Annotated in this window: 25 protein-coding genes; 16 read left to right on the top strand and 9 right to left on the bottom strand. The window is 70.3% G+C overall.

What is annotated here, in order from left to right:
* Positions 1-59: 59 nt before the first annotated feature.
* The 7 genes from Q7T09_RS00595 (at position 60) to Q7T09_RS00565 (ending at position 8313) form a co-directional block, all read left to right on the top strand.
* Positions 60-1520, top strand: a complete 1461-nt coding sequence (locus Q7T09_RS00595) for a sensor histidine kinase (RefSeq protein WP_304697015.1) — start codon at positions 60-62, stop codon at positions 1518-1520.
* Between the two features lie 118 nt (positions 1521-1638).
* On the top strand, positions 1639-2496 hold the full coding sequence (gene cpaB, locus Q7T09_RS00590; RefSeq protein ID WP_304697014.1) for a Flp pilus assembly protein CpaB: 858 nt from the start codon (positions 1639-1641) through the stop codon (positions 2494-2496).
* A 14-nt stretch (positions 2497-2510) separates the two neighbouring features.
* Positions 2511-3836, top strand: a complete 1326-nt coding sequence (locus tag Q7T09_RS00585; protein WP_304697013.1) for a type II and III secretion system protein family protein — start codon at positions 2511-2513, stop codon at positions 3834-3836.
* A complete protein-coding gene (locus Q7T09_RS00580; RefSeq protein WP_304697012.1) occupies positions 3833-5017 on the top strand; it encodes a hypothetical protein in 1185 nt (394 codons plus the stop codon). Before Q7T09_RS00585 ends, Q7T09_RS00580 begins: the two co-directional genes overlap by 4 nt.
* On the top strand, positions 5017-6423 hold the full coding sequence (locus Q7T09_RS00575; RefSeq protein WP_304697011.1) for a CpaF family protein: 1407 nt from the start codon (positions 5017-5019) through the stop codon (positions 6421-6423). The genes Q7T09_RS00580 and Q7T09_RS00575 overlap by 1 nt, the downstream gene beginning before the upstream one ends.
* A complete protein-coding gene (locus Q7T09_RS00570; RefSeq protein WP_304697009.1) occupies positions 6420-7379 on the top strand; it encodes a type II secretion system F family protein in 960 nt (319 codons plus the stop codon). Before Q7T09_RS00575 ends, Q7T09_RS00570 begins: the two co-directional genes overlap by 4 nt.
* Before the next feature lie 4 nt (positions 7380-7383).
* The gene (locus tag Q7T09_RS00565; protein ID WP_304697007.1) at positions 7384-8313 is read left to right on the top strand and encodes a type II secretion system F family protein; all 930 of its coding nucleotides are present in this window, start codon (positions 7384-7386) and stop codon (positions 8311-8313) included.
* Here the strand turns inward: Q7T09_RS00565 and Q7T09_RS00560 are convergent.
* Positions 8306-9196 (bottom strand): LysR substrate-binding domain-containing protein, encoded by an 891-nt coding sequence (locus Q7T09_RS00560; protein WP_304697006.1) that lies wholly within the window; start codon positions 9194-9196, stop codon positions 8306-8308. The two genes, Q7T09_RS00565 and Q7T09_RS00560, sit on opposite strands and share 8 nt — an antisense overlap.
* 116 nt (positions 9197-9312) lie before the next feature.
* On the opposite strand from Q7T09_RS00560, the gene Q7T09_RS00555 reads away from it, so the two are divergent.
* From Q7T09_RS00555 to Q7T09_RS00540, 4 genes are all read left to right on the top strand, one after another.
* Positions 9313-10695, top strand: coding sequence for a cytochrome P450 (locus Q7T09_RS00555; protein ID WP_304697005.1), 1383 nt, complete (start codon positions 9313-9315; stop codon positions 10693-10695).
* A gap of 114 nt (positions 10696-10809) precedes the next feature.
* Entirely contained in the window at positions 10810-12114 is a 1305-nt protein-coding gene (locus Q7T09_RS00550; RefSeq protein WP_304697004.1) for a glycosyltransferase family 4 protein, read from the top strand.
* Positions 12108-12827 carry a class I SAM-dependent methyltransferase gene (locus Q7T09_RS00545; protein WP_304697003.1) on the top strand — a complete coding sequence of 240 codons (720 nt, stop codon included), beginning with the start codon at positions 12108-12110 and terminating at the stop codon, positions 12825-12827. Before Q7T09_RS00550 ends, Q7T09_RS00545 begins: the two co-directional genes overlap by 7 nt.
* Positions 12824-13873, top strand: coding sequence for a hypothetical protein (locus Q7T09_RS00540; RefSeq protein ID WP_304697001.1), 1050 nt, complete (start codon positions 12824-12826; stop codon positions 13871-13873). The genes Q7T09_RS00545 and Q7T09_RS00540 overlap by 4 nt, the downstream gene beginning before the upstream one ends.
* On the opposite strand, the gene Q7T09_RS00535 is transcribed toward Q7T09_RS00540, so the two are convergent.
* Both Q7T09_RS00535 and Q7T09_RS00530 read right to left on the bottom strand, forming a co-directional pair.
* The gene (locus tag Q7T09_RS00535) at positions 13870-14145 is read right to left on the bottom strand and encodes a hypothetical protein (protein ID WP_304697000.1); all 276 of its coding nucleotides are present in this window, start codon (positions 14143-14145) and stop codon (positions 13870-13872) included. The two genes, Q7T09_RS00540 and Q7T09_RS00535, sit on opposite strands and share 4 nt — an antisense overlap.
* Positions 14146-14177: 32 nt before the next feature.
* Positions 14178-14789: a class I SAM-dependent methyltransferase gene (locus Q7T09_RS00530; protein WP_304696999.1), complete on the bottom strand. Its 612-nt coding sequence runs from the start codon at positions 14787-14789 to the stop codon at positions 14178-14180.
* 77 nt (positions 14790-14866) lie between these two features.
* Between Q7T09_RS00530 and Q7T09_RS00525 the strand changes: the two genes are divergently transcribed.
* A complete protein-coding gene (locus Q7T09_RS00525) occupies positions 14867-16204 on the top strand; it encodes a M28 family peptidase (RefSeq protein WP_370689179.1) in 1338 nt (445 codons plus the stop codon).
* A gap of 3 nt (positions 16205-16207) precedes the next feature.
* Here Q7T09_RS00525 and Q7T09_RS00520 read toward each other — a convergent pair whose 3' ends face one another.
* Positions 16208-16591: a hypothetical protein gene (locus Q7T09_RS00520; protein WP_304696998.1), complete on the bottom strand. Its 384-nt coding sequence runs from the start codon at positions 16589-16591 to the stop codon at positions 16208-16210.
* 67 nt (positions 16592-16658) lie between these two features.
* On the opposite strand from Q7T09_RS00520, the gene Q7T09_RS00515 reads away from it, so the two are divergent.
* Positions 16659-17366, top strand: coding sequence for a hypothetical protein (locus Q7T09_RS00515; protein WP_304696996.1), 708 nt, complete (start codon positions 16659-16661; stop codon positions 17364-17366).
* 31 nt (positions 17367-17397) lie between these two features.
* Positions 17398-18237, top strand: coding sequence for a phosphotransferase (locus tag Q7T09_RS00510; RefSeq protein WP_304696995.1), 840 nt, complete (start codon positions 17398-17400; stop codon positions 18235-18237).
* A gap of 52 nt (positions 18238-18289) precedes the next feature.
* Here Q7T09_RS00510 and Q7T09_RS00505 read toward each other — a convergent pair whose 3' ends face one another.
* From Q7T09_RS00505 to Q7T09_RS00485, 5 genes are read right to left on the bottom strand one after another with little or no spacing between them, the layout of a single operon-like run.
* Positions 18290-19246, bottom strand: coding sequence for an alpha/beta fold hydrolase (locus Q7T09_RS00505; protein WP_304696993.1), 957 nt, complete (start codon positions 19244-19246; stop codon positions 18290-18292).
* Between the two features lie 47 nt (positions 19247-19293).
* On the bottom strand, positions 19294-19614 hold the full coding sequence (locus Q7T09_RS00500; RefSeq protein WP_304696992.1) for a peptidase inhibitor I78: 321 nt from the start codon (positions 19612-19614) through the stop codon (positions 19294-19296).
* On the bottom strand, positions 19611-20060 hold the full coding sequence (locus Q7T09_RS00495) for a DNA polymerase III subunit chi (protein WP_304696991.1): 450 nt from the start codon (positions 20058-20060) through the stop codon (positions 19611-19613). Before Q7T09_RS00495 ends, Q7T09_RS00500 begins: the two co-directional genes overlap by 4 nt.
* A 2-nt stretch (positions 20061-20062) precedes the next feature.
* Positions 20063-20743 (bottom strand): alpha/beta fold hydrolase, encoded by a 681-nt coding sequence (locus tag Q7T09_RS00490; protein WP_304696990.1) that lies wholly within the window; start codon positions 20741-20743, stop codon positions 20063-20065.
* 9 nt (positions 20744-20752) lie between these two features.
* Complete coding sequence (locus tag Q7T09_RS00485) at positions 20753-22213, bottom strand: leucyl aminopeptidase (RefSeq protein WP_304696989.1); 1461 nt, start codon at positions 22211-22213, stop codon at positions 20753-20755.
* A gap of 160 nt (positions 22214-22373) precedes the next feature.
* Here Q7T09_RS00485 and lptF point away from each other — a divergent pair, with 160 nt between their 5' ends.
* Together lptF and Q7T09_RS00475 are read left to right on the top strand one after the other, a co-directional pair.
* Positions 22374-23510, top strand: coding sequence for an LPS export ABC transporter permease LptF (lptF, locus tag Q7T09_RS00480; protein WP_304696988.1), 1137 nt, complete (start codon positions 22374-22376; stop codon positions 23508-23510).
* Positions 23507-24610, top strand: a complete 1104-nt coding sequence (locus Q7T09_RS00475) for an LptF/LptG family permease (protein ID WP_304696987.1) — start codon at positions 23507-23509, stop codon at positions 24608-24610. Before lptF ends, Q7T09_RS00475 begins: the two co-directional genes overlap by 4 nt.
* Positions 24611-24662: the final 52 nt, after the last annotated feature.

Here is a 24662-nt window from a genome sequence, read left to right as displayed (position 1 = left end):
TTCACAGCCTGGCCCAATCCACCTTAGGCTGTGGCCGTCGTCGCCTTGGGGCTGTGGTCATGTCGGAACTGGACGAGCTCCGCGCCTCCAATGCGGCCCTGCAGGCCCGCGTGCGGGCCCTGGAGGCGGCCCTGGCGGCCAAGCCCCTGATGGAGCGGGCGCCGTTATTCGCCCTGCTCCGGGCCATGCCCCTGCAGATCGCGGTGATCGACCGGCAAGGTGTGTGCGTCTTCGTCAGCGCCAATTTCCGCCCCTGGCTGGCGGAGGACGAGGCGACGGCCCACGGCCATCCCTTTCTCGATGTGCTGGTCCCGTCCCTGCGCCCGATCGCCGCCGAGCTGCTGGCCCTGGCGGCCACCGGCGTCCATCAGCGCGATCTCACCGCCGGCGACCGTGAGGGCCAGGTTCGCGATCTCCAGGTCACGGTGAGCCCCCGCCAGATCGGCCCGGGCCAGATCGACGGCGCCGTCTGGATCGCCCAGGACCTGACCCACCACCGCCTGGCCGACGAGGCCCTGAGGCTCAGCGAACGCCGCCTCAGCCTGGCCACCGAGGCCGCGGGCCTGGGCGTCTGGGACTGGGACCTGGCCACCGGCGCCGTGATCTATTCCGACCAGGCCAAGGCCATCTTCGGCTTTCCGATGGACCAGCCGGTGAGCTTCGAGATGGTCCGCGACCTCGTCCACCCGGAGGACCAGACCATCACCGAGGCCATGGCGCGGCGCGCCACCGATCCGGATCTGCGCGAAAAGGTCTCCTACGACTGCCGCATCGTGCGGCCCGACGGGGCGGAGCGCTGGTTGCTGGCCCATGGCGAGGCCCTGTTCGAGGACACCCCTGAGGGCCCGCGCGCCGTGCGCTATGTCGGCGCCATCCAGGACATCACCGAGCGCGCCCGCGCCGCCGAGCGCCGGCAGTTCCTGATCAACGAGCTGAACCACCGGGTGAAGAACACTCTGGCCACCGTCCAATCCATCGCTCGCCAGACCCTGCGCCCCGGTCAGAGTCCCGGGGAGGCCCGCGGCCTGCTCACCGCCCGCCTGATCGCCCTCTCCGGCGCCCACGACATCCTGACCCGCGAGAACTGGGAGGCGGCCGACCTGCGCGACATCGTCGCCCAGGCCGTGGGCCCCTTCGAGCCGGAGACCGGCGCCCGCTTCGACATCCAGGGCCCGGCCCTGCGCATCGCGCCGAGGGCGGCCGTCGCCCTGGCCATGGCCCTGCATGAACTGGCCACCAACGCCGCCAAGTATGGCGCGCTCTCCACCGAGGCCGGCCGGGTCTCGCTGACCTGGACCCTGGCCGCGCGGGGCGGCGACTCCTGCCTGGTGCTGGACTGGCGCGAGCGGGGCGGCCCTCCGGTGACGCCGCCGACCCGCAAGGGGTTCGGCTCCCGCCTGCTGCTCCAGGGTCTCTCCGCCGACCTCGGCGCGGCCGCGCAGCTGACCTACGAGACCGACGGCCTGCGCTGCCGCATCGACGCTCTGCTGATCGCCGCCAGCGCCCTTGAGGTGGCCTGAGACCGCAACCCGACCAATTAGGGTTTATAATCGCACACCCTGTTCATTCGCCATATTGCAAGAGGGACCCACCCATAACCCCCTGACAGTTCGAAGCTATTAGCACCAGGGGTGGGGCATGCGGCTCGTTACCATCGGCAGTTTGGGAGCCTCGGTCGCCCTGGGTCTGGGGGCCATCATCGTGGCCCGCGTGGCCCTGCCCGACACCGGCAAGGTCCAGGCCGCCCCGGTCGCGGTCTCCCCCATGGCCAACGCCGTCTCCGTGGTGGTGGCCGCCCGGGACATCGCCTATGGCGCCCGCCTCGACGCGGGACAGCTCAAGCTGATCCAGGTGCCCCGCGACGCCGCGCCGGCCAACGCCTTCACCTCCGTCGCCCAGGTCCTGGCCCAGGATCACGGCGGCGCCCCGGTGGCGCTCACCCTGATCGCCGCCCGCGAACCCCTGCTGCCCGCCAAGCTCAGCGGCCCCGGAGCCCGCCCCTCGGTGGCCGCCGAGATCGCGCCCGGCATGCGCGCCTACGCCATCGGCGTGACCGACATCTCCGGCGTCGGCGGCCACGCCCTGCCCGGCGACCACGTCGACGTCGTCATGATGCGCAACCTCACCCCCGACGGCCCGCACAAGGTCCTGCAGTCCCAGCTGGTGGTGCAGAACGTCCGCGTCCTGGGGGTCGACCTCAACGCCGACCCGACCTCCACCAAGGCCGAGAAGCCGTCGACCACCACCCTGGAGGTCAGCGTCAAGGACGCCCAGAAACTGGCCATCGCCGCGGAGATGGGAACCCTCTCCCTGGCCCTGCGCCCCCTCGGCTCCTCCGACGTCGAAGCGGTCGCCGAGGTCGCCTCGGCCGCCCCGCGTGGCCCGAGCCATGTCCGACGCGCCCGGTCCGGCGGCGCCCCCTCGGGCGGCCGCATCACCATCGTCGAAGGCGAAAACAGCGCCGCCCCGGCCGCCAGCCCCAAGCCCGCGGCCTAAGGAACATCCCCCCAATGCTCCGCTCCTCCCTCCTGGGCGCCCTGGCCGCCACCCTGGCCCTCGCCACCGCGCTTCCCGCCTGCGCCGAACAGTTCTCCAGCGAGGCCGCCCGCTCGCGGGTCATCACCGTGCCCCGCAACAAGTCGGCGTCCTTCCGGCTGGATGCGCCCGCCAGCAAGATCGTGGTGGCCCAGCCCGAGACCGCCCAGATCGTCGCCACCACCGACCGCAGCTTCTATGTGCGCGGCAAGGCGCTCGGCTCCACCAACCTGCTGATCTACGGGGCGGGCGGGACCCTGCAGGAGGTGGTGGACGTCCGGGTGGGCTATGACGCCGACGCCCTCCAGGCCGACCTGGCCGCGGCCCTGCCCGGCGAGATGATCGAGGTGCGCAACCTCGGTGAGGGGCTGCTTCTGGCCGGCGACGTCTCCACCACCGCCGCCGCGGCCAAGGCCAAGGCCCTGGCCGAAAAGTTCGCGCCCGGCTCCGTCACCTCGGCCCTGACCGTGCGAGCCTCCCAGCAGGTGATCCTGGAGGTCCGCGTGCTGGAGGCCAGCCGGTCCTCGCTCAAGGACATCGGCTTCAACATCGCCGCCAGCAACAACACCACCTTCGCCCTGCAGACCGGCTCGGGCCTGATCGGCAATTCCAGCCCGCAGGGGGCGCTCAGCATCGGCGGCTCCATCGGGACCGCGCGCATCGACCTGGTCCTACGCGCCCTGGAGGAACAGGGCGTGATCCGCACCCTGGCCAAGCCCAACCTGGTGGCTCTGTCGGGCGAGAAGGCCAGCTTCCTGGCCGGGGGCGAGTTCCCCTTCCCGGTGCCCAACGGCCGTGACTCCGTCACCATCGAATTCCGGCCCTTCGGCGTCACCCTCGACTTCCAGCCCACGGTTCAGGACAACGGCCTGATCCGCCTGCAGGTGGCCCCCGAGGTCAGCCAGCTCGACAGCCGCGCCCCGCTGAAGCTGAACGGCGTCGAGATCCCCAGCCTGATCGTGCGCCGCGCCAACACCACCGTGGAGCTGCGCTCCGGCGAGAGCTTCGCCATCGCCGGCCTGTTCCAGCAGGACTATTCCAACTCCGTCCGCCAGCTGCCCGGCGCCGGCGAGGTGCCGGTCCTGGGCGCCCTCTTCCGCTCCTCGCGCTGGAAGAAGGCCGAGACTGAATTGGTGATCATCGTCACCCCCCGCATGGCCGGCGCCGACGACTACAAGGCCGACCCCGCGGTTCTGGCCGGCAACGAGGCCACCGCCATCGACCTGATCCTCAACGGCCTGTCCCTCGACAAGCCGCTGTCCAAGATCGATGGCCGCACCAAGAGCGGATCGCCCTCATGAGCAACTGGAGCCTTCTGGGCCGCAGGGTCCTGGCCATCGGCGACAGTCTCGCCCCCCTGTCGCGCGGCCCCCTGTTCGGGGCCGCCATGGAGGTTGCGAGCCTCGACCGGCTCGCCGACCTGCGGCCGGGCATGACCGACCTGATCCTCATCGACGCCGACAGCGCCGAGCCGGCCGCCCTGGCCGCGGCGGTGGCGACGCTCGCGGGCGTCACCGACCTGCCCCCGACCCTGTTCCTCGGCGGCCACCTGCCGGTGGGCCTGGTCCGCGCCCTGATGCGCCTGCCCCACGCCGACGTGGTGGAGGCGCCCTACACCAACGAACAGCTCCAGAACGCCATCTACAGCCTGCTGGACCAGGCCGCCGCCCAGGCGCCGGCCGCGCCTGGCCACGCCTCCCGCTGCTGGACGGTGCTGGGCGCCGTGGGCGGCGCCGGGGCCACCATGCTCTCCATCGAGATCGCCAGCGCCCTGGCCGCCAAGTCGCCGCGGGACTCCAGCGTCTGCCTCATCGACCTGCACCTGGCCGACGGCGCCTGCGCCGCCTATCTCGGCGCCTCGCCCGCCATGGGCCTGGCCCAATTCGGCCCCGCCGCCGAGCGAATGGACGCCGCCCTGCTGGCCGCCTTCGCCAGCCCGGTGAGCAAGGGCCTGGACCTGCTGGCCTGTCCCCGCGATCCCACCGCCTTCGCCGCCATCTCGCGCGAGGCGGTGTTGCGCATCCTGGAGATCGCCTGCGACTCCTATGACCACGTGGTCCTCGACATGCCCCGTCACCGTCACGGCTGGACCCTGGAGGCGCTCTCCGGCTCCGACGAGGTGCTGGTGGTCTCCGAACTGACCGTGCCCGCCCTGCTGGCCGCCCGCGCCCTCTCCGACGAGGTGGAGGCCGCCGCGTCCCTGCGGCCGCGCATCGTGCTCAATCGCCTGGCCGCCCGCATGTTCGGCCCCGCCCCCTCCACCGCCGAGGCGGAAAAGGCCCTGCAGCGCAAGGCCGACGGCGCCATTTCCTCGGACTGGGAGGCCGCCGCGGCCTCCGTCAATCTGGGCGGGGCCATCGCCCAGCACCGGCCCAAGTCCAAGATCGTGCGCGACGTCGGGGGTCTGGTGGACCGTCTGCTGGCCGAGCGCGGCCGCCGCGCGCCCCTGGCCGTCCCGGCCGCCGCCTCGCGGGCCGCCTGATGGGACGCTTCAGCCCCGCCAAGCCGGTCGTCCTCGAAGTCGTCGAGACCGAGGCGCCCGCGCCTGCGCCGACCCCGGAGCACGTGGCCGCCGCCACCGCCGCGGCGTCTGCCGCCTCCACGGCGCTGGCCGAGAGCCAGATGCTCGACATCAAGCTCAAACTTCACGCGCAACTCATTGAAGAACTTGATCTCTCCAAACTTGAGAAGGTTGGCGAAAAGGAGATCCGTCGCCAGGTCATGGCCCTGATCGGCGACTTCGCCCGCGCCGAGCGTCTGGTGCTCAACACCGCCGAACTCGAGGAGCTGGGATCGTCGGTCTATGACGAGATGATGGGCCTGGGTCCCCTTGAGCCCCTGCTCAAGGATGACAGCATCAATGACATCCTGATCAACGGTCCCTTCCAGGTCTATGTCGAGCGGCGCGGCGAGCTGGAGCCCACCGCCGTCCGCTTCCGCGACAACGATCACCTGCTGCGCATCGTCAATCGCATCGTCGCCGGGGTCGGCCGCCGGATCGACGAGAGCCAGCCCATGGTGGACGCCCGCCTGCCCGACGGCAGCCGGGTCAACGCCGCCATCGCCCCCATCGCCATCGACGGGGCCTGCGTCTCGATCCGCAAGTTCTCGAAGAAGCCCTACACCCTGGAAAAGCTGGTGGACGTGGGGGCCATGCCCCAGTGCGTCGCCGACTTCCTGCACGGCGCCATCAAGGCCCGGGTCTCCACCGTCATCTCTGGCGGCACCGGCTCGGGCAAGACCACCCTGCTCAACGCACTGTCGGCGGCCATCAGCCACAAGGAACGGCTGATCACCATCGAGGACGCCGCCGAGCTCCAGATGCAGCAGCCGCACATCGTGCGCCTGGAGACCCGCCCCCCCAATATCGAGGGCAAGGGTGAGATCCGGCAGCGGGAGCTGGTGAAGAACGCCCTGCGGATGCGTCCCGACCGGGTGATCCTGGGGGAAGTCCGGGGCGAGGAAGCCTTCGACATGCTCCAGGCCATGAACACCGGCCACGAAGGCTCCATGGCCACCATCCACGCCAACACCCCCCGTGACGCCATCACCCGCCTGGAGCAGATGGTGGCGATGTCGGGCATGAACATCAGTCCCGAGGCGGTGCGCGGCCAGATCGCGTCGGCGGTGGGCCTGATCATCCAGATCATGCGTCTGTCGGACGGCAAGCGGAAGCTGATGAGCGTCACCGAGATCACCGGCATGGAGGGCCAGGTGGTGCAGATGCAGGAGATCTTCTTCTTCAACCGCCTGCACACCTCGGCCGACGGCGCCGTGCATGGCGAGTTCCGCGCCAGCGGCCTGCGCGCCCGCTGCCTGGACGAGATGACCCGGCGCGGCATCGCCTACGACACCGCCAACTTCGATCCCTCGCGGGTGCTGGGATGAGTTTCGACGCCTCCAGCGCCTATCTGGTCCTGGTCTTCGCCGCGGTCTTCGCCGCCTGCCAGGCCGCCTTCGGCCTGCTCAGCACCGCCAAGGTCAAGCGCAAGGTCAACCAGAGGCTCAAGGTCTCCGAGCGCATCGGCGGCATCCAGGAGCTGGTGGTGGAACTGCGCAAGCAGCGGGGCCTCACCGCCGCCGGCGACCTGCGGGCCGGGGTGAAATGGCTGGCCGAGCTGATCGTCCGCTCCGGCGTGCCCTATGACCCCAGGAAGTGGTTGATGGCCGTGATCGCCGCGGCTGTGGTGGGCGCGATCCTGATCGTCGTGGTCAGCCACAGCCTGCTGATGGCGCCGGTGGGCGCGCTGCTGGTGGGCGGCGCCGGACCCATCTTCTTCCTGAAGTTCATGGCCGCCCGCCGGTCCAAGGCCCTGGGCCACCAGCTCCCCCAGGGCCTGGAGATCATCGTCCGCAGCCTGGAGGCCGGTCACCCGGTCCCCACCGCCATCCAGCTGGTCGGCCGCGAGATGGCCGACCCGATCGGCTCGGAATTCGGCATGGCCGCCGACGAGATCGCCTATGGCGCCACCCTGGAACAGGCCATCGGCCGCATGTCCCAACGCTGCCAGCACCCCGACGTCGACCTCTTCGCCGCCACCGTGCGCCTGCAGGAGCGGGCCGGCGGCAACCTGACCGGCCTGCTGAAGCTCAACGCGGCCACCGTGCGCGAGCGCCACCGCATGCGCCTGAAGATCAAGGCGGCCTCCGCCGAGGGCCGGATCTCGGCCATCATCCTCACCGCCGCCCCCTTCATCGCCGGCGGCGCCATCAGCCTCATGTCGCCGGACTTCTACGGCGAGGTGATCGGCGAACCCTTCATCCAGACCGGCCTGCTGGCGATGTTCATCTGGGTGGCCATCGGCAACCTGATCATGCGCCGCATGGTCGACATGCGGATCTGAGCCCATGGACCTCCAGACCCTGATCCTATGGTTCGGCATGGCCATGGTGGCCGGCGGCCTGCTGGGCGGCGGCGTCCTGGCCGCCGGCGAGCTGCGCGTCCGCTCCCTGCGCAAGGCCCGCTTCCAGGACCCGGCCATTCCCACCGTCGAGTCCCGCGGCGAGGTCCGCATCCTTGGCCAGGTGACCGCCAGCGTGCGCCGCCTGGGCCAACAGGCCGCCGTGCGCGACCCCTCCAAGGTCTCCGATGTCCGCATGCGCCTGGTCCGCGCCGGCTTCTTCGGCCGCGAGGCGCCGATCTACTATCTGGGCGCGCGGGCCGCGGCCCTGGCCCTGGCGACGCTGGGCACCATCGTCCTCCTGCCCTTCGCCCTGCAGCCGGGCCGCGGCATGGCCCCCGTCCTGCTGGCCGCTGTCCTGGCCCTGCTGGCCCTGCTGGGCCCCGACCAGGTGCTGTCTGCGCGCCAGAAGGACCGCGAGCGGGAATATGCCGACGGCTTCCCCGACCTGCTGGACCTGCTGGTGGCCTCGGTGGAGGCGGGCCTGTCCCTGGACGCCGCCGTCGGCCGGGTCACCGACGAGCTGGCCCGCCGCTATCCGCGCCTGACCGTCCACCTGCGGATGCTGACCCTGGAGCTGCGGGCCGGCAAGTCGCGCAAGGAGGCCTGGACCGCCTTCGCCGACCGACTGGGCATAGACGACGCCCGATCCTTCGCCACCATGCTGCGCCAGGCCGAGGACATGGGCACCAGCCTGGGGGAGACCCTCTCGGTCTTCTCCCAGGACATGCGCCAGAAGCGGATGCTGCGGGCCGAGGAAAAGGCCCTCGCCCTGCCGGTCAAGCTCACCGTCCCCCTCATCCTGTTCATCTTCCCCTGCCTGCTGGGCGTCCTGCTGCTGCCGGCCGCCTTCCGGCTGATGCACGTGTTTAACTAGGAACAGGGACGCTGCCGGCCTCGTCCAGCAGCCAGTCGCGGAACGCCGCGGCGGCGGGCTTGGCCGGCCCAGGCGGCAGGATCAGGTAGAACTGGGCCGGCGTGCGCACGAACCCCACCGGCGCCGCCAGCCGCCCGGCCTCGATGTCGGCGGCCACATAGACGAAGGGGCTCAGGCCCACCCCCAGCCCCGCCACCGCCGCCTCGAGCATGTAGAACAGGTGCTCGAACTCGCGGTTCTGCGGCGCCTCGGGCAGAGAGAGACCCGTGTGGCGCTCCCACTCCGCCCAGGCCTGCAGGTGCGGCCGGGTGTGCAGCCGCGGCAGGCCGGCGAAGGCCTTCACCCCCGGCCTCCCGTTCACCAGTTGCGGCGCGGCGACGGGGCCATGGAAGTTGTCCAGGAAGGCGATCGCCTCCCCGCCATGCGCCGGCACGTGTTCGGTCAGCCGGATGGCGGCGTCATAGCGCTCGCGGGCGAAATCGGCCGGGGCGAAGCTCTCGGTCACCCGCACCCGCAGGCCCGGATGCTGGTCGTGGAAGGTGCCCAGGCGGGGGATCAGCCAGCGCATGGCGAAGGTGCCCAGGCAGGACAGATGCAGCTCGGCAGCGTCCGCCGACCTCAGGTCGGCGAGCGTTCGCTCCACCCGGTCGAATGCCCCCGACAGCGAGGCCGCCAGCCGCTCGCCGGCGTCGGTCAGCTTCAGCCGGTGCCGCGGCCCCTCAGTGAGCGGCAGGCCCACGCTGAGCTCCAGGCTGCGGATCTGCCGGCTGACCGCCCCGTGGGTGACGCAGAGCTCGTCGGCCGCCGTGGTCATTCGCCCCAGCCGCGCGAAGGCCTCGAAGGCGCGCAGGGCGGTCAGGGGCGGAAGCGAACGCTTGGTCATCGCCGTCTCATGTGAGGTGAAGTCACAAGAACAACACCGTTATATCGTTTGTTGCGCTGCATCAAATTCCACATCCTCCGCGCGAGCCAACGAGCTCGCGACCGAGGGGATTGGTCATGACCGACACCGCCATCCTGGGCCCCGCGCCCTTCCGACCCGCCGCGCCCGAACAACCGGAGGACTGGGCGCCCACCTGGCGGATCTTTGTCGACAAGGCGGCCCAGAACCCCCTGAACGGCTGGCCGAAGGAGGCCTTCGAGCACCACCACCACGCCCGCCGCGTCTTCAACCTGCGCTACCACTTCATCAGCGACCCCGACGCCATCAAGCGGGTCCTGCTGGACAAGGTCGGCGCCTATCCCAAGCCCGGCATCGTCAAGAAGATGCTGGCCCCGGCCATGGGCGAGAGCCTGCTCACCACCGAGGGCGAGACCTGGCGCGAGCAGCGCCGGATGATGGCCCCGGTCTTCACGCCAGCCATGGTCACCGAGTTCACCCCGATCTTCGGGGAGGTCGCCGCCCGGACCGCCGACCGCTGGGCGACAGCCGACAGCGACGTCATCGACGTGGCCGCCGAGTGCCTGCGCACCACCTTCGAGATCATCAACGCCACCCTCTTCTCCTCCGAGGCCGGCCTCTCGGTGGAGGAGTCGGCCGACCACATCGCCGCGGTGATGGCCGCCACCGGCCAGTATCGGCTGGGCGTGGTGCTCGGCGCGCCCTGGCTGGACCAGAACCCCGTCCAGTGGCGCGGCGCCGCCGGCCGGCGCTTCATCATCGGCCGGCTAGCGGCGTTCATCGCCCGGCGCCAAGCCGATCCCACCCCGCCCCAGGACTTCATGACCCGGGTGATCGCCGCCTTCGCCCAGAGCCACCCGCCGAAGGAGGCCGCCAAGCTGGCGCTGGACAACGCCGTCACCTTCCTGGGCGCCGGCCACGAGACCACCGCCAACGGCCTGACCTGGGCGCTCTACCTGCTCAGCCGCGACCGCCAGGCCCAGGACTGGGCCGGCGAGGAGGCCCGCGAGGCCTGGGACGCTGGCGGAACCCCGGAGGAGATCCTGGCCCGCCTGCCCTATCTGAAGATGGTCTGGGAGGAGACCCTGCGCCTCTATCCCCCAGCCCTGCGCATCGACCGCGAGGCGGCGGAGGCGGACGAGCTCTGCGGCCACGCCATCCGCAAGGGCGATCAGATCTCCATCTGGCCCTGGATCGTCCACCGCCACCGCGCCCTGTGGGACCAGCCGGAGCTGTTCAACCCGGAGAACTTCCACCCCGAGGCCAAGGCTGGCCACCATCGCTTCCAGTACATCCCCTTCGGCGCCGGCCCTCGGGTCTGCATCGGGGCGGCCTTCGCCCAGGCCGAAGGCCTGCTGGTGCTCTCCCACTGGCTGGCCCGGTTCCGCTTCCGCCCCGCCGCCGGCCACACCGTCGAACCCACCGGCGACATCGCCATCCGCCCCAAGGGCGGCCTGCCCCTGGTGGTGGAGCGCGTATAGGGCCCACCCCCACGCCCGCCAGCCGACACAATTCCGTCCTGAAACAACATTCCGGGCCCATACCCGGCATTCGACCTAGTCCTTTCGCCCGCTGGCGCGTTAAGGACATCGGCGATGCTGAAAACACCCTCTCCCCCCGTCGGCGTCTCCGAGACGCGTGCGCCCTCCGGGGCGCTCGATCAGCCGCCCCTGCGCATCGCCTTCCTCTCCTACCGCTCCGATCCGCGGGTCGGCGGCCAGGGGGTCTATCTCAGCCAGGCCGCCGCGGCCCTGGCTCGCCGGGGCCACAGCGTCGACATCCTGTCAGGCCCGCCCTATCCGGACGTCCCGGCCGGCGTGCGCCTCATCACGCTGCCGTCCCTGGATCTCTACAACCAGCCGCACAACGGCCACCGCGCCCTGCGCTGGAAGCACCTGGTGAGCTGGACCGACACCGCCGAATATTTCGGCCACTGGGCCGGCAAGTTCATGGAGCCGTGGAGCTTCGGTCGCCGCGCCGCCCGGTACCTGCGCGCCCACCGCCGCGACTACGACGTGGTGCTGGACAACCAGTCCCTCAGCCAGGGCCTGCTGGAGATCGAGCGGGCCGGCTTGCCGGTGGTCGGCGTCGTCCACCACCCGATCCGCCGCGACCTGGAGCTGGCGCTCGCCGCCGAGCCTAGGTGGGGCATGCGCCTGCTGATCGCCCAGTGGTACTCGTTCCTGAAGATGCAGGAGAAGGTCGCCCCCAGGCTCAACGACGTCATCCTGGTCTCCGAGGCCGCGGCCCGAGACGTGGCCCTGTGCCTGGACGTCGACCCCCAGGTGATGAACGTCATCCACCTCGGCATCGACCAGGAGATCTACAAGCCCCAGCCGGACATCCGCCGCCGGGACAACCGCCTGCTCACCACCGCCAGCGCCGACGTGCCGCTGAAGGGGCTCAAGCACCTGATCGAGGCCTATTCCACCCTGCTGGAAACCTATCCGCGCCTGGAACTCGTCGTCATCGGCAAGCTGCGCGAGGGTCCGACCGCGCAGATGCTGGACGACCTCAACCTGCTGGACCGCGTCAGCTTCATCCACGACCTCAGCAACGAGGAGGTGGCCGAGCAATATGCCCGCGCGACAATCTGCGTGACCCCCTCCCTCTATGAAGGCTTCGGCCTGCCCGCCGCCGAGGCCATGAGCTGCGGCGCCCCGGTCATCGTCACCGACGGCGGCGCCCTGCCCGAGGTGGTGGGCGACGCCGGCGTCGTCGTGGCCCGGGGCGACAGCGCCGCCCTGGCCCGCGCCATCGCCGCCCTGCTGGACGATCCCGCCCGCCGCGCCGACCTGGGCGCCGCCGCCCGCCAGCGAGCCCGCACCGCCTTTTCCTGGAGCCGGGTCGCCGCCGCCTACGAGACCGTCCTGCGCCGCGCCGTGGCCCGCAAATGCTGACCGTCCGCCTTGAGACCCTGGGCCTGAAGGCCGGCGACTGGGTCCTGGACCTGGGCTGCGGCGAGGGCCGCCACGTCCACGGCCTGCACATGATCGCCGGCGTCAATGTCGTGGGCCTGGACCTCGATATCCCCAGCCTCATCAAGGCCCGCGACGGCCTCGACCACCTGCCGCCGAGCTCTGGCGACGCGGCTGCCAGCTTCCTCTCTGGGGACGCCTACCGCCTGCCCTTCTCCGACGCGGCCTTCGACGTGGTGATCTGTTCGGAGGTGCTTGAGCACCTGCACGACTACGACAGGGCGCTCGCCGAGATCCGCCGCGTGCTGAAGCCCGGCGGCCGTTTCGTGCCCACCGTGCCGCGCGCCTGGCCCGAACGCATCTGCTGGGCGCTCGCCCCCGGCGCCGGCGGCTATGCCGACCAGCCCGGCGGTCACGTCCGCATCTTCCACGAGCCCGACCTGCGCCGCGCCATCAGCGCGCTCGGCTTCGCCTATCGCGGCAAGCACTACGCCCACGCCCTCCACGCCCCCTACTGGTGGCTGAAGTGCGCCTTCTGGGACCGCCGCGACGACCATCCCCTGGTGAAGCTCTACCACCGCTTCCTGGTCTGGGACCTGATGGACCGCCCGGCCCTCACCCGTGTCCTTGAGGCGGTGACGGCGCCGCTGATGGGCAAGAGTGTGGCGCTCTATTTCCGTAAAGGCCTCGCATGAGTCTGGCCTTCGACCGCGTCGGCGGCCCGCTGGCCCCCCATGCCGGCGCCCTGGACGTCATTCTGGTCCAGCAACAGGCCAACGGCGCCATCCCCTGGTTCGACAAGGGGCCCTGGGATCCCTGGAACCACGCCGAATGCCTGATGGCCCTGGGCGCCATGGGCGAGTTCGACGCCGCCGACCGGGGCTTCGAATACCTGGCCTGGTCGCAGGAGGCGTCCGGCGCCTGGCTCGGCGAGTACGGCAACACCCTGCCCATGGCCGACCGCCTGCACATGGCCCGCACCCCGGCCGCCGCCTTCCGCGACAGCAATTTCGCCGCCTATCCCGCCGTGGCCCTGTGGCACCGCTACCGCCTCGACAACGACCTGGCCTTCGCCCGCCGCTACTGGCCCATGGTCAGGTCCGCCATCGATTTCGTCCTCACCCTGCAGCACCCGGAGGGCGACATCTCCTGGAGCCAGGAGGCTTTCGGGACCGCCGCGGATGACTCGGTGCTGGCGGGTGCCTCCTCGATCCACAAGAGCCTGGACTGCGCCCTGAAGCTCGCCGACCTGGTGGGCGACCCACAGCCGGCCTGGCGCCTGGCCAAGGATCGCCTCAGCCACGCCATCCGCAACGCCCCCCACCGCTTCGACCGCCTGCAGGACCGCTCCGACTTCGCCATGGACTGGTACTATCCGGCCCTGGCCGGGGTGCTGTCGCCGGGCGCCTCCTTCGCCAGGCTGGAGGCCCGCGCCCCCCGCTTCGCGGTCCTCGGCCGCGGCTGCCGCTGCGTGGCCAGCCAGCCCTGGGTGACGGTGGCCGAGTCCTGCGAGCTGGCCATGGCCCTGCTCGGCCTCGGCGCCCGGGCCGCCGCCTGCGCCCTGCTGGATTCCCAGCTCAACCACCGCGACGAGGACGGCGCCTTCTGGATGGGCTGGCAGTTCGCCGAGCAGATCGTCTGGCCCCGCGAACGCCCCACCTGGACCCAGGCCGCCGCCATCCTGGCCTTCGACGCCCGGCTTGGGGCGTCAGCGGCGTCGGATGTGCTGATCTCGCGCTAGCCCCGCGGAGGTCGCATGCGAGGTCTCATAAAAACGCGCACCATCGGGACCACCGCAGCATAAAGCGCCACTCCGGGCACAGCGCCGACAATGAAGGAGAGCAAGAACAGGGGAATGACGCTCGATAACACCGGATATCCGGTTTCGAAGTCGTAGAACTCACCTTGGTTTCCGTTGTACTCGAAGGCCATACTCAGGGCGATCGACGCAACAACCAGTCCGCAGAGCCCTGCGACGATGCCTGCTGTACGAATGTGACCAACCACCGTCATTGGATGCCTCCGACGCGCGACCCAGCTCCACGTTACACCCGTCGCAGCACCCGCAAACTCTTCACCGCCGCCACCTCCTCATAGAGGTCGGAGGCCAGGGCCCGCTGGTAGATCTCGAACGGCGGCCGGCCCCCGTCCGCCGGATCGGGGAACACGTCGTGGATGGCCAGGGTCCCGCCCGCCATCAGGTGCGGCGTCCAGTGGCGCCAGTCCCCCAGGGCGGCCTCCATCGTGTGGCCGCCGTCGATGAACAGGAAGCTGAGCGGCGTCGCCCAGGCCTTGGCGATCAGGGCCGAGCGGCCCACCACCGGGAAGACCACCTCCTCCAATCCCGCCCGCCGCAGGGTGGTGCGCAGGAACGGCAGGGTGTCCATGGCCCCGGCCGCCTCATCCCACAGCTCGGCGTCGTGATACTCCCAGCCCGGCTGGTTCTCCTCCGAGCCGCGATGGTGGTCGACGGAGAACAGCACCCCGCCCGCCGCCTGGCAGGCGGTGCCCAGATAGACCGCCGACTTGCCGCAATAGGCGCCGATCTCCAGGCACGGCCCGCGCGGTGCGCAGGCCAGGGCCGCCACGTGGAGGGCCGCCCCCTCTGCCGGGTCCATGAAGCCTTTGACGCTGTCGATATCGATGGGGAGTTTCATGGCGGCTTCCTAGCAGAGGCGGTTCGCAAGCGCGCGTCCGTGGCGTAACAGTCGTCATAGATTTGCGAAGGTCCCCCATGCGCCCCATCCTGCTCACCGCCCTCCTCGCCTTCCCCCTGTTGACGGCCGCCGCCAAGCCGCAGCCCGAGCTGGTTCAGATCGCCAAGCAGGTTCAGCAGGCGAGGCTTCATGCCACCATCACCAAGCTGGTGGGCTTCGGCACCCGCCACACCCTGTCGGACCGCGCCTCGCCTACCCGCGGCATCGGCGCCGCCGAGCGCTGGACCGCCGCAGAATTCGAGGCGATTTCAAAGGATTGCGGCGGTTGCCTCACCGTCGCGGTTCCCAAGCAGACCTTCACCGGCCGCCGGGTGCCCAACCCCACCGAGATCGGCGCCATCCTGGCCATCCAGAAGGGGACCACCGATCCGGACCGGGTGATCGTCATCTCCGGCCACATCGACAGCCGGGTCACCGACGTCATGAACGCCACCTCCGACGCGCCGGGCGCCAATGACGACGGCTCGGGGACCGCCGCCGTGATCGAGGCCGCCCGGGTGCTGTCGAAGCATAAATTCCCCGCCACCCTGGTCTTCGCGGTGCTGGAGGGGGAGGAACAGGGCCTCTATGGCGGCAAGGTCCTGGCCGCCTACGCCAAGGAGCACGGCTGGCGGGTCGAGGCCGACCTCAACAACGACATCGTCGGCAACACCCATGGCGCCAGCGGCGTCCACAACGACCGCCAGGTCCGGGTCTTCTCCGAGGGCACCAAGGCCGTCGAGACCCCCGACCAGGCCAATGGCCGCCGCTACAACGGTGGCGAGGTGGACTCCCCCTCGCGCAACCTCGCCCGCTTCGCCGACGGCCTGGCCGAGACCTATCTGAAGGGCTTGGACGTCGTCATGGTCTACCGCACCGACCGCTATGGCCGCGGCGGCGACCAGGTGGAGATGCTGAACGCCGGCTTCCCCGCCATCCGGGTCACTGAGGCCGCCGAGCACTACGACCGCCAGCACCAGGACCTGCGCACCGAGAATGGCCGGGTCTATGGCGACACGATCGAGGGGGTCGACTTCCCCTACCTGGCCAAGGTCACCCAGCTCAACGTCGTGATGATGGCGGCCCTGGCGCGGGCGCCGGCTCCGCCGCAGGACGTCAAGATCGAGGGCGCGGTCTCGCCGGACACCAAAGTCACCTGGTCCGCCAGCCCCGGCGCGGCGGGTTATCGCGTTCATTGGCGGGAGACCACGGCGCCGCGCTGGCGGTATTCCAAGGACACGGCCGCCACGTCCGAGACCCTCAAGGGCGTGGTCATCGACGACTGGTTCTTCGGGGTCTCGGCGATCTCCGCCGACGGCTATGAGAGCCCGGTGGTCTTCCCCGGCCCGGCGGGGTCCTTCAGCGTCGTGAAGTGAGGCTCAAGGCGCGTAGCTCGACCGCGCCTTGACGCCCCAGTGGCCGTTCTCGCGGGTGATCACATAGATTGAATCGAACCCGCCGATCACGCCGCCGTCCTTGCGATAGCGTGTGAAGCGGGTGTCGATATGCACCTTGTCGGCGCCCGCGTGGATCACCTCGCGCCGCTCCCAGGCCGAATGGTCCCACTCCGCCAGGGCGCCCTGGTCGAACATGCCCGGCTTATGGTCGCCCGCCTGGATGATCACCAGGGTTCCCGAGGCCAGCCGCACGCTCGGGAAGTTGAAGGTGGCGTCCCAGCGCCCCACGTCGCGGGCGTTGAAGCCCGCCATGAACTCGTCCAGCACCCCCTGGGCGGCGGCGATCTCGGCGGCGTGGTCGGACATGCGAACTCTCCCTCAAGACATCGGCCTTGTTCCTGCTAGCATCGCCGCCAAATCCAGGGAGGCAAGCATGAACAAGCTGATCATCGGCGGCGTCGCGGCGGCCATCGTCATGGTTGCGGCCGGCGGGGCGGTCGTCGCCAAGGAACACTCCAAGATGACCTTCTTCATCACCAGCGTCGGCCCCGGCAAGGGCGGCGACCTGGGGGGCTTGAAGGGCGCGGACGCGTGGTGCCAGAAGCTGGCGACGGAGGCCGGCGCCGGCGACCACACATGGCATGCCTACCTCTCCTCGACGGACGCCAAGGGCAAGGCCCTCAACGCCCGCGACCGCATCGGCAGGGGTCCCTGGTTCAACGCCAAGGGCGTGCAGATCGCCTCCAGCCTCGACGACCTGCACAGCGAGGCGGCCCTGACCGGCAAGGCCAACTCCCTCGACGAGAAGGGAAACCCCGTCAAGGGCCGCGGCGATAGCCCCAACCAGCACGACATCATGACCGGCTCGCTCACCGACGGCCGTCTGGCCCCGCCGGTGGCCTCGCCCCTGCCCGCCAACGCCCCGGTCGGCACGCCCGCCCCCGTCGCCCCGCCGAACCTCACCTGCAACAACTGGACCTCGTCGGCCGAGAGCCGGACGATGGTCGGCCACCACGACCGCATCGGCGGCGGCCAGAACCCCACCTCCTGGAACTCCGCCCACCAGACCCGCAGCTGCTCCCAGCCCGACCTGGTGGCGACCGGCGGCGCCGGGCTCTTCTACTGCTTCGCGATCAAGTAGGACGGGTCGGCCTAGGCCGAGGTTGAACAGGGTGATTGAACTCAAGAAGATCAGGCCGCTGGCCGGCGGTGGCGGCGCCGCGACCATCGATCTTGTCGAGATCGGCGACAGCACATTCGTGCTCAAACGTCAGACGGCGCGCCATGTCGGGGCTGAACGGCTTTTCCAGAGGACCCTCGCCAACGCGAACCTGCCGAGCCTGAAGGTCATCGATCATCCCAGCCTGCGGCCAGACGAGATTCTGCTCGAATATGTAGAAGCCTCCGTAACAGTCGGCCGCTCACTGTCTCTGAGCTTGTGCGAACGCTGGGGCGCGGCGATCGCCGCCCTGCATGCGATCCGTCCCGGATGCTTCATGGAGTTGAATGAGGCCGCCTTGCCGATCGCCGCGAGTTGGCCGGACTTCCTTGAGCGCACCCTCCGCGACGGCCTGGCTAGGCAACGCGGGCGCCAAGACGGGATCCCCTCCCAACTGCTTGATCGTATTGAAAAGCGCCTGGCCCCCCTGCTGGCGTTCCACCCCGACGAGTTCGCTGTCGCGCATGGTGACCTGCATATGAACAACGCCCTGATAAGGGGCGGCGACATCGTACTGTTCGACAAGGCGCCGGGCATCTGGACCGCGCCACAGGTGTTCGACATCGCGTTGGTGGTCACCGAGGCCTTTCCCGGCGCGCGCTACTTGGACAGCCAGGCCAGGAATGGCGACAAGGCGCGCCTTGCGGCCTTCATGTCGGGCTATCGCGGCCTACCGCCAGCGCAGGACGCCTGGATCGACCACTTCGCCCTGCTCCGGTCCCTCCGGCGCTATCCCAGTCCGTTCGTGCCAGACATGCTGACGACGATTCAAACCGCGCTGGACCGGCTTTAGCTTCACCTCTTTCATGATGCCGGTCTGGGCGCCGTAGAATAGGACCCGGCGGCTAGTTAGGCGGAAGAGTCGCCAGGAAGGTGCGCAGGTCCTTGGCCGACGGGTCGGGAATCTGCTCCATCGGCACGTGGCCGACGCCGGGATAGGTGATCAGTTTCGCGCCGGGGATCGCGCTGGCCAGACCCCGCCCGGCGGCGACGTCGATCACCGTGTCGGCCTCGCCGTGCATGACCAGCGTCGGGGTCTTGATGGCGCCGAACGCCGCCTTGTCGACCCGCCGCTGCGGCCCGTCGCGGCCGGAGGTCAGGATGGCCCGGTGGCCGGGCGCCAGGGCCAGCTCCACATAGCGGTCCACCAGGGCCGGGGTGACGAGCTTCTCGTCCACATAGGCCGACCTCAGCCCCTTGGCCGCCAGGGGTCGGGGATTGATGTTGCGCAGGAAGGCGCGGCCCGCCGGATTGCCCAGCAGCTTGAACACCACCGGCGGCTTCTCCTTGCCCTTGTCCGCCCGCGGCCAGCCGGCGGCGTCCACCAGCACCAGGCCGGTCAGCCGGTCGGGATGTGCGAGCCCATAGGCCCAGGCCACGCCCCCGCCCATGGAGTTTCCGACGATCGAGAACCGCTCGGCCTTCAGGTTGCGGGTCAGCTCGTCGACCACCGCCACATTGGTCGCCTGGGCCGCCACATAGCCCTCTGGCGCCCGGGTCAGACCGTGGCCCGGCAAATCGAGGCTGATCACCCGGTAGTCGGGCGCCAGCCGCGCCACCCAGGGCTCCCAGGTGTGCAGGGAGGCGGCGAAGCCGTGCACCAGCACCACGGTGGGCCCGTCGGCCCTGCCCTGGTCGCGGTAGTGGACGCGCAGGTCTCCCGGCAGGTCCATGTAGTGCGAGGCTGGCCCGCCGTACTTGGCCTCCAGGGTGGCGTAGGGGATGTCCTTGGCGGTGATGCCGCACCCGGCCAACACCAGGCTCGCGCCCAAAACCGCCAGCAGTCCGATGATGCGCTTCATGCCCGCTCCCCGTTTGAGGCATCAGGCCCGATTGCCCCTTCGTAAGGTCAACCGCACTTCACCTCTTTCACGATCCCGGTCTGGGCGTCGTAGAAGAAGTTCAGCCGCCGGGGGCTGTAGTCCATGGTCACCGGGCAGGTGGTGCAGGCCACCCGCTGCAGGGCCGGCAGCACCGGGATCGGGATCTCGGTCCGCGAGCGGCCGACATATTTCTGGGCCTCGGCGGCGCCGCACTGGTCGGTGGACGGCGGCGGCGGCGGCGCGGGGCGGTAGGGCGCGGGCGAGGGCGGCGCGGGCGGCGGCGCCTCGCTGGCGCAGGAGGCCATCAGCAGGGCCAGGCCCGCGCCCGCCAGGATCTTGAGTTTCATGCCTGCTTCTCCCAGCCGCGGCCCTGTTGCTTCCAATAGGAGGCGGGCAGGCCCTTGGCCTTGACCGCGCTCCACTGGCGGCGGGCGAGCGCCACCGCCTCCTCGTCACCGCCGTCGAACAAGATCACGCACCGGGCGTAGTCGCCAAGCTCCCCGGGCTCGGCCCCGTCCACCAGGAACAGCGCGTCGGCCCCGTTGGGGTTCTCGGTCCCCGCGGTGATCAGGATCGGCTGCCGCGCCGCGCCCGGCTCGTCGGCCGGGGCGTGGGGCAGGAAGCTCTCGTCGCGATAGGCCCACAGCCAGCCGTCCAGGTGCTCCACCCGCTGTGGCCCGGCGGCGCGCACGATGGCCTTCCAGCCCCGCGCCAGGGTCTTTTCCAGCAGTTCCGGCAGGGCCTGGTCCAGGCCCGTCCGCTCCAGGTGATAGAACCACACCTCGCAGGCCATGCTCAGCCCCGCACCAGGTTGATCAGGGCCGCGGCCACCTCGGCCGGATGGGTCATCATCGCCAGGTGATGGCGGTCGAGCCTCAGGGTGGCGATGCCGTGGGCCCGGGCGACGGCGGCCTCGTCCTCATAGGCCTTGGAGAGCCGCAGATAGGCCCAGCCCACGTCGTCGGGCAGGTCCAGCTCCGGCTCGGCCTCCTCCAGATAGGCCATCGGCGTGGGCGTCAGCTCGGCGAGGAAGGCCTCGCGCGCGCCGCCCTCCGGCAGCAGGGCGGCCAGGACGCCGGCCGGGAACCACTGGTCCCAGGGCGGGGCGCAGCCGTCGCGGGCGGCCTCCCTCAGGGTGCGCACCAAGGCGTCGCCGGCGGTCTCGAACCAGCAGCGGCCAGGATTGGGCAGGATGGCGTCGACGAAGATCACCTGGCTCACCTTTCCCTGCGCGGCGGCCGTCACCGAGGTGGCCAGCGCCCCGGCCCCGGAGTGCGCCACCAGCACCACCGGGTCCATGGGCGCGATCTGCGCCGCCACGCTCTCCCCCAGGGCGGGGAAATAGGGCGGCGTCACCTGGGCCAAGGCCGGCAGCCTGGGCGCGGCGGCCCAGACCCCCAGGTCGGCGAAGGCGTCGATCGCCGGCCGCCAGCAGCTGGCGCCCACCAGGGGGCTATGCAGCAGGGCGAACCGCAAGGCGCCCGATCAGCCTTCGTACTTGTCGGCCACCATGCGGTTCAGCAGCCGCACGCCGAAGCCGGTTGCGCCCTCGGGGATGGTGGGGACGGTCGACGGCTTCTTCCAGGCGGTGCCGGCGATGTCCAGGTGGGCCCACGGCACGCCGTTGACGAAGCGCTGAATGAACATGGCCGCGGTGATGGAGCCCCCCGGCCGGCCGCCGGTGTTCTTCATGTCGGCGATCATGGAGTCGATGTTCTTGTCGTACTGGGCCGGCAGGGGCATGCGCCACAGGGGCTCGCCCTCGGCGTTCGACGCCGCCAGAAGATTACCCGACAACTCGTCGTTATTGCTGAACAGACCACCGACGTCGTCGCCGAGCGCGATGATGATCGCCCCGGTCAGGGTGGCGAGATCCACCATGAACTTCGGCTTGAACCGCTGCTGGCAGTACCAGACGGCGTCGGCCAGGACGAGGCGGCCCTCGGCGTCGGTGTTGATGATCTCGATGGTCTGGCCCGACATGGAGGTGACCACGTCGCCCGGACGCTGGGCGTTGCCGTCGGGCATGTTCTCCACCAGGCCCAGTATGCCCACCGCATTGACCTTGGCCTTGCGGCCGGCCAGCACGTGCATCAGGCCCGAGACCGCGGCCGCGCCGCCCATGTCGGTCTTCATGTGCTCCATGTTGTCGGCGGGCTTGATGCTGATGCCGCCGGTGTCGAAGCAGACGCCCTTGCCGACGAAGGCGATGGGCTGGGCCTTCTTGTCGTCGGCGCCGTTCCACTTGAGGATCGCCAGCTGGCTCTCGCGGATGCTCCCCTGCCCCACCCCCAGCAGCGAGCCCATGCCCAGCTTCATCATCTCGGCCTCGCCGAGGATCTCGACCTCCAGGCCCAGCTCCTCCAGCTGCTTCACGCGCTTGGCGAACTCGGCGGGGTAGAGGACGTTCGGCGGCTCGGAGACCAGGTCGCGGGAGAAGCTGATGGCGTCGGCCAGGGCCGCCAGGTCGGCGAAGGCGGTGACCGCGGCGTCGGCCTCGGCGGTAACCACCTCGGTCTTGACGACGGAGGGCTTCTTCTCGGCCGCCTCCTTGGTCCGGTACTTGTCGAATCGGTAGGCCGCCAGCCGCACGCCGAAGGCCGCGCGGGCCGCCTTGGCCGCGTCGGCGCCCGGCAGCACGACCCGCAGGGTGGTGAGGCCCGAGGTCTTCACCGCGGCATAGGCCGAGGCCGCCGCCGTCTCGGCGCCCATCACGTCGAAGTCGGCGGCCTTGCCGGCGCCCACCAGCACCACGCGGGCGGCGTCGGAGCCGGCCGGGGCGAGCACGTCCAGGGTCTGGCCCTTGGCGCCCGTGAAACGGGCCCCGGCCATAGCCTTGGCGAAGGCCCCGCCCTGGACGGAGGCGGCCTCGCCCTCGAACACGACGATCGCCAGGGCGCTCTTTTCACCAAGCGCGGCGTCAGCCGCGACGAACTGGATATCCATGAAATTCTCTCAAACGTCTCGACCCGGCGCAGCGTGCGCCCTGAACCCTTCCCAGCCTGACCGTTCGTGCGGCGGTTGTGTGGCGGGGCGACGCATGGTTTAGAGCAGCTTCCCGTCCCGGGCGCGGCAAATATCTTGGCCTGCCCCATATTTCTTGCCGATGCGCCTGATCGATCGATACCTGCTTCGTCAGCTCTTGGGACCGACCGTCTATGCGACGCTCGCGCTGACGGCGGTCGCGCTCTTGTCCACCAGCCTGTCGCAGCTCGACATCATCGTCAGCCAGCGCCAGAGCGCGCTGGTGTTCCTCCAGGTGACGCTGCTGGCCATGCCGCAGCTGGTCAACATGGTCATGCCCATCGCCCTGCTGGTGGCCGCCCTGGTGGCCCTCAACCGCCTGCACGTCGAGCAGGAGATCGTGGTCTGCTTCGCCGGGGGCATGAGCCGCTGGCGGGTGATCGCGCCGGCCCTGCGCCTGGCGGGCGTCGTCACCCTGATCGCGCTGTTCATGAACCTCTGGGTCCAGCCGGCCGCCTCGCGCCAGATGCGCGAGACCCTGTTCCAGGTGCGCACGGACCTGGCCTCGACCCTGGTGCGCGAGGGCGAGTTCACCGAGCCCGCCCCCGGCCTCACCGTCTACGCCCAGTCGGTGGACTCCGGCGGCCTGATCCACAACCTCTTCATCCACCAGACCAAGAGCGACGGCGGGGCCACCACCTACACCGCCGACGAGGGCCGGGTGGTCAAGCGCGGCGACAAGCCGGTGCTGCTGATGCGCAAGGGCTCCAACCAGGAGTTCAGCCGCACCGGGGTGCTGAACTTCCTGTCCTTCGACGAGTACGTCTTCGACCTGTCGCGCTACCTGCAGTCCAACGAGATGGTCCACTACAAGCCGTCGGACCGCTACCTGCACGAACTGCTGTTCCCCGACCTGCAGCAGGTCTGGGAGACGCAGAACCGCGACAAGCTGCTGGCCGAGGGCGCCGCGCGCCTCTCGACCCCGCTCTACAACCTCACCTTCATGAGCTTCGCCCTGCTGGCCATCATCGGCGGCGGCTTCTCGCGCCTGGGCTATGGGCGGCGCATCGCGACGGTCGCCGGCCTGGCGGTCGCCGTCCGCATCCTGGGCTTCGTGGTCCAGGCCGGCAGCGAGTCCGAGCCCTGGCTGAACCTCGTCCAGTTCGTCGTGCCCCTGGGCGCCATGGCGCTCGCCCTGCGCGGCATCTTCAAGCAGCGGGTCAGCCGCTTCATCGACATGCGCCAGCGCCCGGCCCGCATCGCCCAGGCGCCCGCATGATCGGGACCGGCCGCCTCGAACGCTACGTCCTGGTCCGCACCTTCACCGGCGTCGGCGCGGCGCTCGCCGTGATCTCGGCGGTGATCCTGCTGGTGCAGTTCGTCGACCTGTCGCGCTCGGTGGGCGTGCGCGCCGATGTCGGCGTCGCCCAGCTGTTCGGCCTGACCCTGCTCAAGGCGCCGGCCCTGGTCCTGCTGCTGCTGCCCTTCGTCTTCCTGGCCGGCGGCATCAGCGCCTATGTGGGCCTCAACCGCTCCAGCGAGCTGGTGGCCATGCGGGCGGCCGGCATCTCGGCCTGGCGCTTCATCCTGCCCTCGGGCGTGGCGGCCTTCCTGGCCGGCGTCCTGGCGGTCACCGCCTTCAATCCCCTGGCCTCGGCCCTCAGCGCCCGGTTCGAGGCCGAGCGCGCCAGCCTGATGGAGAACTACCTCACCGACGCTCCCAAGGAGGTCTGGCTGCGCCAGGGCGACGACCGCAACCAGATCGTCATCCACGCCAAGGCCCGCGACGTGGTGGCCGGCCGGGTGCGGCTCAAGGGGGTATCGCTCTTCGTCTACCAGAAGAACAAGGCCGGCCTGCCCGAGTTCAAGCGCCGCCTGGAGGCCGCCCAGGCCGAGCTGCTGCCGGGCTTCTGGAAGCTCACCGACGTCCGCGAGGCCACCGCCGGCGAAAGCTCGGTGCGCTCCGACTCGCTCTCGATCCGCTCCACCCTGGATTCCGAATCGGCCATGGAGCGGTTCGCCTCGCCCGACGCCATCGCCTTCTGGCGCCTGCCCGCCGCCATCCGCCTGACCGAACAGGCCGGTTTCTCCGCCGACGGCTACCGCCTGCGCTTCCAGCAGCTGCTGGCCACGCCCCTGCTGTTTGCGGCCATGTCGGTCCTGGCGGCGGCCTTTTCCCTGCGGCTGGCTCGCCTGGGAGGCCTCGGCAGCCTGGCGGGGGCCGGGGTGGCCATCGGTTTCATCTTCTTTTTCTTCAACGAATTCTCCGGCGCGCTCGCCGATGCGGAGATCATCCCGCTCTATGCGGCCGCCTGGGCGCCGCCCTTGGTCGCGCTCCTGTCCGGGCTGACTTTGCTCTGCTACACCGAAGACGGTTGAATCGTTGGCGTTCCCGGCTATCCATCCGCCAACAACCGCCTGGAGGGGGTTT

The sequence above is a fragment of the Phenylobacterium sp. genome, assembly GCF_030645195.1.
In the GTDB taxonomy this organism is placed as follows: domain Bacteria; phylum Pseudomonadota; class Alphaproteobacteria; order Caulobacterales; family Caulobacteraceae; genus Phenylobacterium.
This window is presented reverse-complemented; position numbering and strand designations above follow the sequence as displayed.